This is a genomic window from Actinoplanes sandaracinus, from assembly GCF_030009775.1.
In the GTDB taxonomy this organism is placed as follows: domain Bacteria; phylum Actinomycetota; class Actinomycetes; order Mycobacteriales; family Micromonosporaceae; genus Actinoplanes; species Actinoplanes sandaracinus.
In genome coordinates, this window is record NZ_JASCTH010000036.1 from 1 (window position 1) to 14370 (window position 14370).

Consider the following 14370-nt stretch of genomic DNA (forward strand, 5'->3'; position numbering starts at 1 on the left):
TGCGCCGGGGGCCGCCAAGCCGGGCCACCCGCGGCGTCCACCACAACGCGCACCACTTCCCCGTCCGCCTGGACCGCGGGCATGCCGGCGTCGACGCGGACGGAGGCGACCGCGTCGCCCGCCAACCGCATCGCGAGTTCGTCGACGATGCGGCCGCCGGATCCGTACGGAATGAGGGTGGGCTCGTCGCCGATCGTGGGCGCGAGCCGGCGGATGTACTCGACCACTCGCCGCGGGTCGAGGCCAGGGCCGCCGGGACGGCCGATGACCAGGGACACCGAGGCGGGATCGACCGGCACGGCGAAGGCCGGATCGTCGGGCGCGACAGCCTCGTCAGTGCTGTGCAGCCAGAGTCCGGCCGGGATGGGCGTCGCCCGCAGCGGCGACTCCGCCCGCGGTGGCCGGGCCAGCGTGCGCTGCCACGCCGGGGCGGGATGTCGTGGTCCCTCGATGAGGGGTGCCGCCCCGGGGCGGAACGTCCGCCAGTCTCCGCCGGCCACGAACAGCGCGTCGGGTAGGACGATCACCGGACCGTCCGGGGCGATCACGGGCAGATTCAGCGATTCGGCAAGATGCCGGGCCGCACACCAGCCGTCTGGTCCGGGTGCGCCGGCCTCTGGCAGCACGAGCCGTACCGCCGCGCATCCCGGTGCCAACTCGCGGTTGAGCAATGCTCGCAACACCGGGATCTCAGGCAGTTCGGCGGTGTGCACCACGACCGTGGTCACGTGGGTTTCGCCGGGTAGCTGTGGCAGCTCCGGGAGATCCGCCTCGGAGTCGCCGTCGACGACCAGGAGCGCCGATCCGTGCTGGCGGATCGTCGGGGCGGCGGTGTGCTCGTACAGCGGATGCTCCTTCTTTGCTCGTGGCCTTGGGAGGGAAACTCGTCAGGCGTCAGCCTGCCCGGCAGTCCGCTCGCAGCGCGGAGACGCCGAGGTGGTCGTCCTCTCGTCCGCTGCCCCAGTCGATGCCCCGGGTCACCATCTGGACCGAGATCTCGCCCGAGGTGATGCCGTACCGACCGGCGTCGACCCAGCGACCCTGGTTGGCCGACTGGTCGACGTCGAACTCCGCGATGACGCCCGCATCGATGTCATCATCGGCACGGACCAGGTAGTGCGCCGGCTTGCCCGCGGCGTCCTTCGGGTTTCCGGTGTCCGGCACATAGACGCTCAGGACGCAATTGCCGGTACGGACAGGTCCGGTGCGGAACCACCACACGATGACGTTGTCCCGGTCGTCCTTGGTGAGCGAGCCGCTCATCGGCACGGACACGACGCGTCCCCCGCAGCCGTCCCCGGTCCATCCACCGCTGGAGGAGTGGTACCAGTCGCTGGCCTGGCCGCTCACGTGATATCCGCGATCGGCGCTCTGTGGGCAGCTCTCGCCGGCCACCGCCACGAATGGGGAAGCCCGGAGCGTATCGATTGCCGGTGACGGTGAGACCGCGCGCGGTCGCGGGGAAGGCGGCCGCGAGGAGACGGGCGTCGTGGCCGGCTGGCTGTTCGTGACGGGCGGCTCCGGCTCCACGCTCGGCGGGGTGAACGCCGTGGTGCCCAGGCCGCCGGCCACGATGCCGTCCGGTCTGTCATCGACGGCATTCTGCGCGCTTCGGTCACGGTCGGGACCGAAAATGACGAGGCCGACGGCGACCGCGACGGCTGTGGCCGCGACCGCCGCGATCGCCGCCGTCCTCCGCCGTGCGCGATCTGTGGCGTGGCCACCTGCACCCATGCCGGTGGCCGCCGCCGAGCAGGCCCGGATGGTACGGATCGGCGCGGTGCCGGTTGGTTCGATCAGCCCGGCCCAGTCGCCGCTGGGACGCGGCTTGCCGGGGGTCCGGTGCCGGCCGGCGGACCCGACCGTCTCCGAGGTCAACACGAACAACGGACGCAGCAACGTGAACTCTGTCGACGGCTGATCTTCCGGCCCATTTTCGTTGTCGTGCGTCACGCCAGGCCTTCTACCGTTCGCCATGCCGATCATGATGTCGGCATGCTACGGGCACGGGACCTGCACCAACAGGCTTTGTCGCGCCCTTTGCCAGTTCGTTGCGAGCAAACGCTCTCTGGCCGAGGCGGCCAGGAGGACGACTGCTGTGGCGCGGAATTCAGCGCTGTGCCGGGAGCCGCCTGCCCCACCGCGCCGTCCGTGAGCGAACTCGGTGCGGGCCGGGATCCCAGCCCGGTTGTAGATCAGTTGGCGCAGTGGGAAGGGGCAAACCTACTTCTGTTCGAAGACGGCACCGACCACGAGGGCGACCGTACGACAGTGCGGCGGGACAGCGTCGAGGTGATCATCCAGGCGCCGAAGCAGTGGCGCGACCGGATCGCCGCCACCATTCACCAGGTGCGCGTCGACGACGCCGGCTGCCCGGCCAGCCACCGGATCAGCACCGGACCGGACCTGCGCCCCACCCCGCCGGGAGACGTCGCGACCTTGCGTGACGTGACCTCGGTATCGGTCTGCAAATACCCCCTGCCGCATGGGATTTCCGCGTCACCGTCCTCGCCGCGCCTGCTGTCCAGCCTGCGCCTGGACGGCCCGGCGGCCGCGGACGAGATCCGGCGGATCGCCGTGGCCGCGCGGTGGCGACGCTCCGGTGAGGTCGGTGCTGATAGTGGTGTCGTCCGCACGCGCGGAGGGCGTGGAGCAGGTGCGCCTGGTTCCAGATCAGGGTGCGGTCGAGTATCTCGTGGCGGCAGGTTTGGATCCAGCGTTCCATGACCGCGCTCCTGCGGGGTATCCGGACACCGCTGAGCACGACGCGTTGATCCTCGGTGTCGGCGAGCACGGTGTCGAACAGAGCGGGATACTTGCCGTCTCGATCACGGATCAGGTTTCTGGAGGCCATCTAGGAGTTGGGCACCAGCGGCGGCGCCCACCACGACCAAAAGTGGGTCAGAGCCGGTAGGCGGTGAGCAGGACCGGCCGGGACGTCTGCGCGTCCCGGCCGGTGTGTGCTCAGGTCAGGAGGGTGACCGAGTAGTCGAGGGTCGTCCCGCTGGCGGTGTAGGTCGCGGTCTGGCCGTTCGAGCAGTACGAGACGAAGACGTTGCCCGGCACGTCGTCGCCGGCCTGGGCGTGCACCAGCGGGCGCACGTCGATGCCCTCGGTGAAGGGGGTAGAGGCCAGGTCGACGAGGCGCCACTGGTTGATCGGGTAGTTGTCGGTGGGGGCGGACAGTTGTCCATCGCGGGTGGTCAGCTGGAAGTTGATCACGAAGCCGCCGTTGTTGACCACGGCGATCTTCTGCACGCAGGGCACAGCCTGTGCCTGGGCGGGTGACGCGGCGAGCCCGACCGCCCCCGTCGTCAGCACGGTGGCGGTGAGGGCGATTGCCCGGAACCGGTGGACTGTCATCGGCGGACCTCCATGTCCGTGGGGAACGTTGCGCGACCCCCAGTAACCGGACAGCGCAGGCATAAACACGATCCTCTATATATACGATCTTAGATAATTCGAGCGTTGGGCATCGCCGGGATCGGGGCCATGATGAAGTCCTCGGAGTCGTGCAGCCCGAGTTCGGGCCGGTGCCGGGCCAGCGCGAACGCCTGCTCTGTCTGGATCCACCTTGCGATCCAGCTGCTCCGCGATGAAACCGGCATCGGCGAGCCCGGCCGGTTGCGCTTCACCCCGGCGGGCAAGCCACCGGCGGCGAGACTGACCCTGGCGGTCGTGGCGGTCGTGGCGGACGGCGACGCGGTCATCGTCGAGGTCACCGACGACGGTCGCGGCGTCGATCCCGACAGGGTCAAACACAAGGCGTACGTGAAGGGCCTGATCTCCGAGCAGGAGTTGGAGTCACTCACCGACACCGAGGCCGTCGACCTGGTCTTCCGCCCCGGATTCTCCACCGCCGACCAGGTTTCGGAACTCTCCGGCCGTGGAGTCGGCATGGACACGGTGGAGACCGTACGGGTCCCCACTGCCGACATGGGCCGGGTACTGCACCAGGACGTCGTGGTGATGCGCGGCGAGGTGGTTCCCGTGATCGACCTGGCCCGGGCGCTGGACATGCCGTGGTCCCCGGATCCCGGCACCGACCGCGCGATCCTTGTGGTCAACGTCAACGGCCAGCGTCGACCGATGTCTTCCTCGCAACACAGGTGCTGCCACTGCTCACCGGGAACAGCGGCCCGACCAGCCAACAGGGAAGTGACCCGCCATGACCACCGTGATGCTCGTCGACGACTCCGCCACCATGCTCATGAGCCTCGAATCCATTCTCACCAAAGCCGGCTACGCGGCCGAGACCGCTGGGCACGGCAAGGAAGCTCTCGACAAACTCAGCAAAGGGCTTGCCATCGCTCAAGTCGCCGAGCACCTCGGCTGGCGCAACCCCGCCGGCGGCCTTGCCGTCAGCTACACCAGAACCGGCTCCTCGCCGCCAACGTGACCCTACGCAAACGAGGACCCGGGAAGGCACCCCGCAATGAGGGTCCGTAACGCGAACGGCACCGTCCCGTCAGCGCTGACATCCGCGGTTCCGGGCCTGATGTGGGAGTGTCAAGAAGGACGGCTCTGGCGCAGAAAAGGTGGTCACGTTGATCGGCCGATGCGAGCAGGATGCGTTGGCGTAAGAGGTCGAAGCCGGCATGTCCGTACATCTGCCGCTTCAGGCTGAGGATTTCGTGCCAACGAGGATGGCCAGGCACATCTCGTCAGCGGTGCCCTGTCCCCAGATCACATAGCGGGCCGGCAGAGACCGCAGTTGCGGCAGTTGCCGGCGCAACTCAGCGTCATGGGTGCAGGTCACTCGCAGGGTGTCGCCTGCCTTGATCGCTACCGGGCTGTCCTGCACTCGCAGCCGCTGGTCGTCGAAGTTGTACGTGGGAACGTCGAGCAGAGTTCGGGCCGTCGGGGTGCCGGGGTTGAGTTCGACCTTGATCGAGCGGCCGAGTAGGTGCATGTGCCCGCCTAGCCCGTAGACCCGCATGCCGCTCTGCTTCACCACGTGGTCGCAGTGCTGCTCGTTGCTGGGGGATGGTTTGCCACCGCTGCAGAGCTTGAGCAGCCCTGCCGCAGCCTCAGCGGACCCGTCGCCGAAGCGCCGGGTGACATCGGTGACGGCGGCGTCACGGTCGCACAGCGGGCCGGACTCCGCGGCGGTGCAGGGCAGCTCGACCGGCGCGGGGAGCAGGGTGGTGTGCAGCGGCGTCAGGGCCGTCTCGGTCAGGCGCAGTCGGATGCCGGACTGGTCGCTGAACTTGCCCTTCTGGTCGACGGTCAGCAGGTTGTAGTGCACTTGCATGATGAGTTGGCTGCCGGCGGGCATGGGGTAGCCGACTTCCGGACTCAACAGGGTCTCCTGGCCACCGGGTGCCCAACTGGCGACCCAGGTTGCTTTGTCGCCCACGTCGGCGTCGCCGAAACAGGTCCAACCGGGTCCGGGTGTGGCGGTATCTCTCTTACGGGCCGCAGTGACGGCGGTGTCGTCGATGCGGAAGAAGATGGCGTGGTGGACGATGTCGAGATTTTGCGGCAGGAACTGGCTGCCGGTGAGAAACGCGTCGCTCGTCAGCTTCGGGTCGATGAGGAAGCACCGGTACTCGTCCGTGCCGCCCGCGGGAGCTGCCGGTGTGTACGACTCCGGCATGTGGATCTGGGCGAATCTCTCGCCCGCGCGCAGCGGCGGTGCGGGGGGCGGCGAGTGGGGCGCCGGATGAGCAGCCGCCGTGCCTCGATCGCCGACCTCCTCGCCGGTCGGCGTCGTGGCGCAGGACGCGGCTAGCACGATCGCCAGCAATGTCGTAAAGCCTTCGCCGACGCGCCGCCGCCATTGAGTCGTGGTGTGCATGCGCCTACCCTCCTGAATGGAACCGGCTGCTGCGGGCTGCAGCCGGAGATTACTTGCCGGGTCGCGGATCGGCGGGCGACGGAGACTGGCCTGCTAGCCGAACCGGCCGGTTGTTCATACATGCCGAGTGGCATTCTGGCGCGAATGCCGGGCGGGAAACGCCAGCCAACAGGCACCTTCCGCGAGGTAGAAAATCCACCCTTCGCTCAGGATAACCGTTGACGTGATTGACATACATAGACGGGAATAGTTTTCTAATGATGGGAATACTGCTCCAAGGTCGCCGCACTTACGAGTGCTGTGCGCCACCTATGCGCGCAACAATTTCAAGAAATATTTATTGTGAACAATCCAGGTGCGGCGGCAAGCGGCGCAATGGCTCGAGGAAGGTGTGCCAGCGGAGGTGGCCCGGCGGCTGCGGGTTTCGGCGACCGCGATGTACGGCAGGCGGCAGCGGTGGCGGCAAGGTGGTGTGCAGGCCCTCGCCTCGAAGAGCGCACCGGGCAGCCGGTGCCGTCTGGATGAGGATCGGTTGCGTGAGCTGGCTACGGTGTTAAACGAAGGCCCGGCTGCGCACGGCTTCACCGAGGATCAGCGCTGGACCCTGGCGCGGGTGGCGGACCTGATCGCCCGCGGGTTCCGGATCCGGTACACGCTGCGCTGCCACGACCATCATGTACCGGGTGGGCTGGTCGGCGCAGGTGTCCACGCACCGGGCCGTCGAACGCGAGCGGCGTAGCTTCACCGAACGCGACTACATCGGCTTGATCGACGCCGCCCAGCAACAACTCGACGGGCCGATCGTGCTGATCTGGGACATCCTGAGCATCCACGTCAGCGTCGCGATGCGGGAGATGATCGACGCCCGGGACTGGCCGCATGTGGTCCGGCTGCCTGCCTACGCACCCGACCTCAACCCCGTCGAAATGTTGTGGTCCCACCTGAAACGCGGCATCGGCAACCTCGCCGTCCGCGGCGTCGACCACGGACTTAGGCGTATTCCGGCGGCCAGCCGTCGGCGGGGATCCGGCGCAGGGCGTCCTGGGTGGCCGGATGCCGCCATAGCTGGTGGACGAGCGCGGCTTGGTCGGCTGCGGTTTCGTCGTCGAGGATCAGTTTCGCGAAGTAGGTTGTCCGGGAGTCGGTCAGATCCGAGGTCTTCGCCGCGTTGATGCGGCTGCCGCCCAGGGCGCGTGCCTGGTCGAGTTGTTCTGCTGTCGCGGCCCTGATGGCGGGTTTACGGGCCGCGTTGACACTCTGCGGGACCACCTCGAGCTGTGGGTCAGTGATCGTTCGGAAACGGGCGATCATGGACCACGCGAGCTTCGTCTCGTGATCGAGATCTCCGCTGTCGCGCAGCCAGCGATGATCCGCTCTCGCCGTTCGGCGGCATAGTCGGCCAGTCTGGCCACCGGCACGTTCATCGCCAAGGCCGAGAATGTGCTCCTGCTGGGCCCGCCAGGGATCGGCAAGACCCACCTGGCCATCGGGCTGGCCATCAAAGCCGCCTCACGCTATGAACAAGCCTCGATCATGGTCACCTCGAACCTGCCGTTCGGCCGCTGGGGCGAGACCTTCGCCGACGACATCGTCGCCGCCGCGATGATCGACCGGCTCGTCCACCACGCCGAGGCCCTCACCCTCACCGGCGACTCCTACCGAACCCGCCACCGGCGAGAACTCCTCACCAGGGAAACACGCACCAAACGCTCGTAACTGCTGGTCGGGGGGTTAGCTTTCCCGAATCCACAGAGGGTCAAATTTCAGAAAGCGCTGACAGCACTGTCCTCTGCTTACCCCGAGGAAGACGGTGTGGCCTCCTGCATCGTCAATATCTTCACTCGCGGTGCTGGGGGCGGCGGGGCCGCAGCCATGTATCGCGCTCGTGAACCAGCCAGGTGGCTATCGTCGGCGACGGTGAAGTTGTTGATCACAGTCTGGGTGTCGGCCTAGCGCCGTGGGGCCCGCCGGTCAGCCCGGCGTCAGACAGTGCGAAATCCGTAAGGCGGCACTCTCGTTCGACCCGCCGGCGGCGGGTGCCGTCCTCGCGTACCCCGGAAGTCCGCGAAGCGCCGTGGCGCGGTGAGTGAAAAGACGGCGCCCGCCAAAGGGTTGTTCTCGTTTCCGAAAGATTAAATACTATCGATGGGAGCGCTCCCAGCGTCCCGTTCCTCATCCTGCCCGTTCCCCTTGGAGTTCGAGTGATCGCCAAACGCAAACGCCGGGCCGTAGCCGCCGCCCTCGGGCTGGCGCTCGCGGTGACCGGCGGGACCGCCGCGGCCGTGAGCGCCGCACCCGGCGCCTCCGCTGCCGCCGCGGCCCCGGCCACCGACTGGCTGCACGTCTCCGGCAACAAGATCGTCGACGCCGCCGGCAATCCGGTCTGGCTGACCGGCGTCAGTCGTGCCAAACCTGGCTACATTGGATCATGGGGGAGGAGCCGGGCATGGCAGACGAACGTACGGGGGTCGCCTACATCCGCGTTTCCAAGGTCGGCGGCCGCGGCGATGACCTGATCTCGCCGGAGGTGCAGCGCCATACGATCGACATGCTGGCGGAGCGCGAGGGCATCAGGATCGTCGCGGAGATCCAGGACATCGACAAGTCGGGTCGCTACTTCGCCAAGCGGCGGGTGAAGGAAGTCATTCAGGGGGTCTAGGAGGGCCGCTGGTCCTACGTGATTCTTTGGAAGTGGTCGCGTTGGGGCCGCAACCTCAAGGAGTCGCAGATCCACCTGGCGGCGGTCGAGGAGGTCGGCGGCATCGTGCGCGCCGCGACCGAGGATGTGGACCCGAAGACGACGATCGGCCGGTTCACGCGCGACCAGCTGCTGTCGATCGCGCAGCTTCAGTCCGACATGATCTCGGACAGCTGGAAGGAAGCGCAGGACAAGCGTCGACGTGACGGCCTTCCCACGGATGGGAAGCCTCGATGGGGATACGTCTACGAGGGCAAGCGGTACCGGGTCGACGAGTCGCTGCGGGAGCCGCGGATCATGACAAAGCACTACTAGTGCTGGAGCAGGATGTCTTTGATCAGGTAGAGCACGGCGTGTGGGCGAGGGGTTGCGCGGGGCAGTCGCTGTCCGCGATGCCCCGCCGCGCCGGTGAGGTCGTGAGGCTCAAGTACCGTGACTTGCCGTGATTGAGTCCGAGGTTGAGGTCAGCGAAGATCTGGTCTGCGACTTGCTGCGGGAGCAGCATCCGGATCTGGCCGATCTGCCCATCCGCGAGGTGGCGGGCGGTTGGGGGAACCAGATGTGGCGCCTCGGGGACGACTTGGCCGTCCGGATGCAGCGGATGGACACAAGCCCCGATCTGCAGTTCAAGGAGCGGCGTTGGCTGCCACTGCTGGCCTCACGCCTGCCGCTTCCGATCCCGACTCCGGTGCGCAGCGGTACGCCGTCCGAGCGCTTCCCCAAGATGTGGACGGTCATGACATGGGTCGAAGGCACGCCCCTGGACCACACGACGATCGACCGCGGAGACCACGCGGCTGACATGTTGGCGGCGTTCCTCAAGGCGCTGCACGTGGAGGCGCCCGCCGATGCGCCGGGCGCCTCGGACTTCGGCACCCACCCCAAGAACTCCAAGGACGGGTTCGAGCGCTTTTTGGGGGCCGTGGACCTTGGCGACGTCGGCTTTGCCGAGGACGACATCCGGGCCGTGTGGGACGACGCGGCGGCGGCCCCCGAGTGGCCGGGACCACGGGTATGGGTGCACGGTGACCTGCATCCCGCGAACGTCGTCGTCGCCGATGGCACGCTGGCGGGGATTATCGACTTCGGCGCGCTTTTCGCCGGCGATCCGGCGTGGGACCTCGGGGCTGCTTGGCTGCTGTTGCCCGAGGGAGGCGCCTCGCGGTTTTTTGACAGATACGCCCAGGTGGACGAGGCGACGGTCCGGCGGGCGCGTGGGCTGGCCGTCATGAAGTGCCTGTTCCTGATGCTAATGGGCCAGAACGGGGACCGCGGGCTGCCCGGCGGGAAGTCGAACTGGGGGCCTCTCGGCCGGTCGGCACTTGATCGTGTCCTGAAGGGCCTTTGACGTCGGCCTGAACTGACCAGTTCTCCCGGGTAGCCAGCCAAGCGATCGTTGCGTTGCCCGCCTGCCAGATCTCGGGTTGCTGAGCGTGACCGGAAGGAGGTTGGCCTGGTCTTTGTTCACGAGTTTCTGGTCCCACCTCGATCGGGTGGATTCGATGTTCGCCAGTTTCGGCCCCACCCGAGCCGGTCGGAGCATCTGCTGGTCTGGACGGGGCTCACCGATGCTGCCGATGTCGAAGGTTGATCTGTTCGCGGCGATCCGCCGGGACACACGCGCTGGTATGTCGGTGCGAGCGATGGCCGGCAAATATCAGGTGAGCCGTCGCACGGTCCGCGCGGCATTGCAGTCGGCGTGGCCCCAGCCGCGCAAGGCGATGCCGCCGCGGGCGTCGAAGCTGGACGACTTCAAACCGATCATCGACGAGATCTGCGCACGGATCTGGACGCACCCCGCAAGCAGCGGCACACGGTGACACGGATCTACGACCGGCTGATCGCCGAGCACGGCATGCAGGGCGTCTCCTACTCGGTGGTGCGCCGCTACGTCGCCGACCGCAAGCCGAAGATCCGGGTCGAGGCTGGGCGAGGTCCGGTCAACGTGTTCTTCCCGCAGACCCACCGCCCGGGCGAGGAAGCAGAGGTCGACTTCGGCGAGGTCACCATCAACCTGCGCGGCGAGCCGGTGACCTGCATGTTGTTCGCGCTGAGGCTGTCGTTTTCCGGCAAGGCCGTTCACAGAATTTTCGCGTCAGGTGGGACCGAGGCGTTCCTGGAAGGCCACGTCCACGCCTTCTCGACCCTCGGAGGTGTTCCGGCCGGCAAGATCCGCTACGACAACTTGCGGGCCGCAGTCGCGCAGGTCCTCGGGTTCTCCCGGCAGCGGGTCGAGACGATCCGGTGGACGGCGTTCCGATCGCACTTCTCAGTCGATGCGTTCTACTGCCAGCCCGGTTTACAGGGCGCCCACGAGAAAGGCGGGGTCGAGGGGCAGATCGGCTGGTTCCGGCGCAATCACCTGGTCCCGATCCCTTCTCTGAACTACCCGTGAGGCTTGCGACGTGCGAAGAGAACCGCGTGTGAGACTTCGCCGTCTGGGTTGCTGAGCAGGAACTGGGCCTCGACCTTGAAACCGGTGTCACGCAGCCAGGCGGCAACCTTGTCCGGCTGGCGACGGTGAACGTAAATCTTCATCGGGTGGCCGCCGTAGCCTTCGGTCTTCAGTCGCGAACTGTCGCCCGTGTGAAACAGAAGTTGCAACAATCCACCTGGGCGCAGGACTCGATGAAAGTGCTCGAAGACGGTCGGTACCTCCTCGTCGGGTATGTGAATCAACGACTGCCATGCGAGCAGACCGGCCAGTGAGGCGGCCTGGAGGCTCAGGTTCGTCATCGAGCCCACCGCGAATCGGAGGTGCGGGTGGTCGCGCTGTGCGACGGCGATCATCCCCGGGGATAGGTCGACACCGAAGGCGTCGAGACCGAGTTCGTGCAGATGGGCGGTGATCTGTCCGGGCCCGCAGCCGATGTCCGCTACTGGGCCGCCGCCCGCAGCGCGGACACTGTCGGCGAACAACGTGAGAGCCGCGCGTAGGTACTGGAGCTCAGAAAGGGCGTCGCGGATTTGGTTGGCATAGTTGACGGCGACCGTGTCGTAGGAGGTTCGGGTGTCGGCCAACCAGTTGTCCGCGCTCATGACCGGCAGGGTAGTCGAGCATCGTTGAGGAACTGCCACCTCTCGCCGCGGCGACCTATCTCGATGCGCTCGACACGCATGTCGCCGCCGAATGCCTCACCACCATCGATCGGCAGGTTGCCTTACCCAGCCGGAGTGTATGCATGAGACAACCGCGATGTAGAGCAGCGGCCATGGTCGAGCCGGACGGGAACGCCGGCGGATCCACCACTGCGACGCCGCACCGTTGCTGCCGGAGAACGCGGAGTTGACGACGCCATCGCCGCCAGAGGGAGCCGCGATGGGCTGCTAACCCGGTCGCAGGGGGGAGTCGACCGGACACGGACGGGTCATCCTGATTGGCGGCGGGCTGCCCACCGCCCCGTTCACAGAGGCTGCCATTCGGCTCGGAGGGGACGACCAGTGTCACTCCGGTAGGTGATCCTGGTCGATGAGGCGTCATCGGGGCCGGCCCAGGCGGATCTCACAGATATCCGGACCGGATGGGGTGATCGTGATGACGCCGCCTGCCGAAGCCCTCGACCTGTTGTCCGCCTGGTTGGTGAGCCCGCCTGCAGCGCGGGTGCGTGGACGGACCGGACCGCCGCCGACTGGCTCGTTGCGGTTCGCGTTCTACGGGCGGATGTCGACCGTGGAATATCAGGACGACCTGTCGTCCCGGGCCTGGCAGCACGACAGCGCGGCCCGGCTGATCGCCGGCCATGGTGTGATCGTCGCGAGCTTCTTCGACGTCGGTTGCTCACGGAGCCTGCCCTGGGAACAGCGGCCGCAGGCCGCAGCCCTGCTCGCGGCGATCGCCGACCCGCACCGGCGGTTCGACGCGATCGTGATCGGAGAGTTCGAACGGGCCTTCTCCGCCGGGCAATTCGAGGAGCTGATGCCGTTCTTCGCCGCGCACGGCATTCAGGTGTGGCTGCCGGAGGCCGGCGGGCCCATCGACCCGGACGATCCGGTGCACCAGGCGTTGGTGCTGATGTTGGGGCATCAGTCGCACCGCGAGATTCTGCGGTCGCGGTTCCGCACGACGGCGGCGATGCTGGCCCAGGCCCGCGATCAAGGTCGGCATCTGGGTGGGCGGCCGCCGTACGGCTACCGCCTCGTTGACGCGGGTCCGCATCCGAACGCGGCGCACGCCCGGTGGGGGAGAAGACTGCACCGTCTGGATCCGGATCCGGAGACGGCGCCGACGGTGCGGTGGATGTTCGCGCAGCGTCTGGCCGGCTGCAGTGTGGCGGGGATCGCCCGGACGTTGAACGCCAACGGTGTTGCGTCGCCCTCGGCCCATGATCGGGCCCGGAATCCGCATCGCAGCGGCGCCGCGTGGACGGTCCGGACGGTCGCGGCGATCCTGGAGAATCCGCGGTATACCGGCCGGCAGGTGTGGAACCGGCAGGGCATCGATCACCACGAGACCCGGCCGGGGGACAAGAACAGCAGGCCACCGGGGCGTAAGCCGTCGCATCGGTGGAACCGCCGGGACCAGTGGGTGATCTCCACAGCGGTGGTGCATCCGCCGTTGGTCAGCGAACCGGATTTCCTACGAGCTCAGCAGGTGAGTGCCCTTGAGGTCCCGGACGACGGCAGTCAGCACCGCTACCGGCTGACCGGGCTGTTGATCTGTGGGTTGTGCGGGCGCCGGATGGAGGGGCAGTGGGTGCACGGCCGGGCCGGCTATCGCTGCCGGCACGGCTATACCAGTGGCAGCGACGCGCAGCCCGATCGCGCGAAGACGCTGTACGTGCGCGAAGACCACGCCTTCGCGCAGGCCGTCATCCAGTACGCCAACTTCGCCCGCCTCGAGCCTGAAACGCTCGGACCTGCCGAGTTCGCCGGGCGGTTACGGCAGGAGAAGATCACGGTGATGTGCACGCCGGTCAGCATCACCCTCGACACCGGTGCCAGCCCGGCGAAACCCGAGCCGAGCGCCGCGGTGCAAGGTGCCGACCTCGGGCAGCCGCTGGTGGAGGTCGGTGCCGCGGCGGGGGAGAGGTGCCCCGGCCGGCCGGTCGCTGTTCAGCTCTCGCTGCCGGGCGTGGTGATCCCGCATCAGCGGCAGACAGCATTTAACCCCCACCAAGGCCATCCGAAACGTGAACGACCTTGGTGGGGGTTAACGTGTCCGAACCGTCTATACCTTCCGCGTAAAACTGCTGGTGATCGCACGCGTGATGTAACTATTGGCGTTCGGCGGTGGTGCGGACATGTCCTTGGCTTCGACATGCCTGAAGTGGCAATTCTGGGAAGGCAGAGTCTACTGCAGCCCGATCGAGGTGGACTGTAGCGCCCGATTCGGGCCGCACCGGTGTGCTGCGAGTGTTGACCATCAAGGACAACCGCATCCATGAAATTGTGCGTCGAGGGGATCACCGTTACCGACGTTTCGTCGGTAGCCACCAGTGTGATCCGTGACGAGCTGACGGGAACGCGGTTCCCTCGCTTGAACGGCATAGACCGCCGCCCATCGGCGGAACGTCGGATGCCGGGACGGCCGCCCAGTCCGATCGAGTGATCTCGGAGTCACGGAACCGTCCGAGGCCTTCACGTCGACTGAGTGTGGCGTCAGCTCGCCGACATCGCCGACCGGCGCGGCGACCCCGAGCTGACCAGCGGCACCGCCCGAGTCACCGCACCGGCCGCAGCCGCCGACCGCGCCGCCGCGATGGGCTTCCTCAACGGCCGCATACCGCGTGCCGGGCAGACCGTCCAGATCAATCTTGAAACACTGACCGCCCTGATCCGGGTGCGCCATCCGCCGCCTCGCGGACACCGGCTGGCAGATTCTGGTGCGCGCCGACTTCGACCAGGCCGGCCTCTAGCACGTCAACGCCCTGCT

Annotated in this window: 16 protein-coding genes and 3 pseudogenes; 13 read left to right on the forward strand and 6 right to left on the reverse strand. The window is 67.3% G+C overall.

Annotated features, from left to right (window positions below; translation table 11 throughout):
- Together QLQ12_RS39330 and QLQ12_RS39335 are read right to left on the reverse strand one after the other, a co-directional pair.
- A pseudogene (locus QLQ12_RS39330) lies at positions 1-728 on the reverse strand (hypothetical protein); the annotation flags it as partial.
- Between the two features lie 166 nt (positions 729-894).
- Positions 895-1350, reverse strand: coding sequence for a hypothetical protein (locus QLQ12_RS39335; RefSeq protein WP_282766070.1), 456 nt, complete (start codon positions 1348-1350; stop codon positions 895-897).
- Between the two features lie 382 nt (positions 1351-1732).
- Between QLQ12_RS39335 and QLQ12_RS39340 the strand changes: the two genes are divergently transcribed.
- Together QLQ12_RS39340 and QLQ12_RS39345 are read left to right on the forward strand one after the other, a co-directional pair.
- Positions 1733-1921, forward strand: a complete 189-nt coding sequence (locus QLQ12_RS39340) for a hypothetical protein (RefSeq protein ID WP_282766072.1) — start codon at positions 1733-1735, stop codon at positions 1919-1921.
- Positions 1922-2151: 230 nt separating this feature from the next.
- Positions 2152-2727 carry a hypothetical protein gene (locus tag QLQ12_RS39345; RefSeq protein WP_282766074.1) on the forward strand — a complete coding sequence of 192 codons (576 nt, stop codon included), beginning with the start codon at positions 2152-2154 and terminating at the stop codon, positions 2725-2727.
- Positions 2728-2964: 237 nt separating this feature from the next.
- On the opposite strand, the gene QLQ12_RS39350 is transcribed toward QLQ12_RS39345, so the two are convergent.
- Positions 2965-3363, reverse strand: a complete 399-nt coding sequence (locus QLQ12_RS39350) for a hypothetical protein (protein WP_282766075.1) — start codon at positions 3361-3363, stop codon at positions 2965-2967.
- An 89-nt stretch (positions 3364-3452) separates the two neighbouring features.
- Positions 3453-3710 carry a hypothetical protein gene (locus tag QLQ12_RS39355; protein ID WP_282766076.1) on the reverse strand — a complete coding sequence of 86 codons (258 nt, stop codon included), beginning with the start codon at positions 3708-3710 and terminating at the stop codon, positions 3453-3455.
- On the opposite strand from QLQ12_RS39355, the pseudogene QLQ12_RS46940 reads away from it, so the two are divergent.
- Positions 3688-4071: pseudogene (locus QLQ12_RS46940) on the forward strand (ATP-binding protein); the annotation flags it as partial. The gene QLQ12_RS39355 and the pseudogene QLQ12_RS46940 sit on opposite strands and share 23 nt — an antisense overlap.
- A 97-nt stretch (positions 4072-4168) precedes the next feature.
- Positions 4169-4399 (forward strand): response regulator, encoded by a 231-nt coding sequence (locus tag QLQ12_RS39360; protein ID WP_282766078.1) that lies wholly within the window; start codon positions 4169-4171, stop codon positions 4397-4399.
- A 219-nt stretch (positions 4400-4618) separates the two neighbouring features.
- On the opposite strand, the gene QLQ12_RS39365 is transcribed toward QLQ12_RS39360, so the two are convergent.
- The gene (locus tag QLQ12_RS39365) at positions 4619-5800 is read right to left on the reverse strand and encodes a monooxygenase (protein WP_282766080.1); all 1182 of its coding nucleotides are present in this window, start codon (positions 5798-5800) and stop codon (positions 4619-4621) included.
- Positions 5801-6155: 355 nt separating this feature from the next.
- Here QLQ12_RS39365 and QLQ12_RS39370 point away from each other — a divergent pair, with 355 nt between their 5' ends.
- From QLQ12_RS39370 to QLQ12_RS39405, 8 genes and pseudogenes are all read left to right on the forward strand, one after another.
- Complete coding sequence (locus QLQ12_RS39370; RefSeq protein ID WP_282766173.1) at positions 6156-6539, forward strand: helix-turn-helix domain-containing protein; 384 nt, start codon at positions 6156-6158, stop codon at positions 6537-6539.
- The gene (locus QLQ12_RS39375; RefSeq protein WP_282766081.1) at positions 6475-6972 is read left to right on the forward strand and encodes a transposase; all 498 of its coding nucleotides are present in this window, start codon (positions 6475-6477) and stop codon (positions 6970-6972) included. The genes QLQ12_RS39370 and QLQ12_RS39375 overlap by 65 nt, the downstream gene beginning before the upstream one ends.
- A gap of 226 nt (positions 6973-7198) precedes the next feature.
- Positions 7199-7516: pseudogene (locus QLQ12_RS39380) on the forward strand (ATP-binding protein); the annotation flags it as partial.
- A 730-nt stretch (positions 7517-8246) separates the two neighbouring features.
- Positions 8247-8459 (forward strand): recombinase family protein, encoded by a 213-nt coding sequence (locus tag QLQ12_RS39385; RefSeq protein ID WP_282766082.1) that lies wholly within the window; start codon positions 8247-8249, stop codon positions 8457-8459.
- Between the two features lie 18 nt (positions 8460-8477).
- Positions 8478-8813 (forward strand): recombinase family protein, encoded by a 336-nt coding sequence (locus QLQ12_RS39390; RefSeq protein WP_282766083.1) that lies wholly within the window; start codon positions 8478-8480, stop codon positions 8811-8813.
- Positions 8814-8940: 127 nt separating this feature from the next.
- Complete coding sequence (locus QLQ12_RS39395) at positions 8941-9846, forward strand: aminoglycoside phosphotransferase family protein (protein WP_282766084.1); 906 nt, start codon at positions 8941-8943, stop codon at positions 9844-9846.
- Between the two features lie 220 nt (positions 9847-10066).
- Positions 10067-10318: a hypothetical protein gene (locus QLQ12_RS39400; protein WP_282766085.1), complete on the forward strand. Its 252-nt coding sequence runs from the start codon at positions 10067-10069 to the stop codon at positions 10316-10318.
- Entirely contained in the window at positions 10315-10893 is a 579-nt protein-coding gene (locus QLQ12_RS39405) for a hypothetical protein (RefSeq protein WP_282766086.1), read from the forward strand. Before QLQ12_RS39400 ends, QLQ12_RS39405 begins: the two co-directional genes overlap by 4 nt.
- Here the strand turns inward: QLQ12_RS39405 and QLQ12_RS39410 are convergent.
- Complete coding sequence (locus QLQ12_RS39410) at positions 10884-11537, reverse strand: class I SAM-dependent methyltransferase (RefSeq protein ID WP_282766088.1); 654 nt, start codon at positions 11535-11537, stop codon at positions 10884-10886. The two genes, QLQ12_RS39405 and QLQ12_RS39410, sit on opposite strands and share 10 nt — an antisense overlap.
- A 496-nt stretch (positions 11538-12033) precedes the next feature.
- Here QLQ12_RS39410 and QLQ12_RS39415 point away from each other — a divergent pair, with 496 nt between their 5' ends.
- On the forward strand, positions 12034-13818 hold the full coding sequence (locus QLQ12_RS39415; protein ID WP_282766169.1) for a recombinase family protein: 1785 nt from the start codon (positions 12034-12036) through the stop codon (positions 13816-13818).
- The last annotated feature ends 552 nt before the right edge of the window (positions 13819-14370 follow it).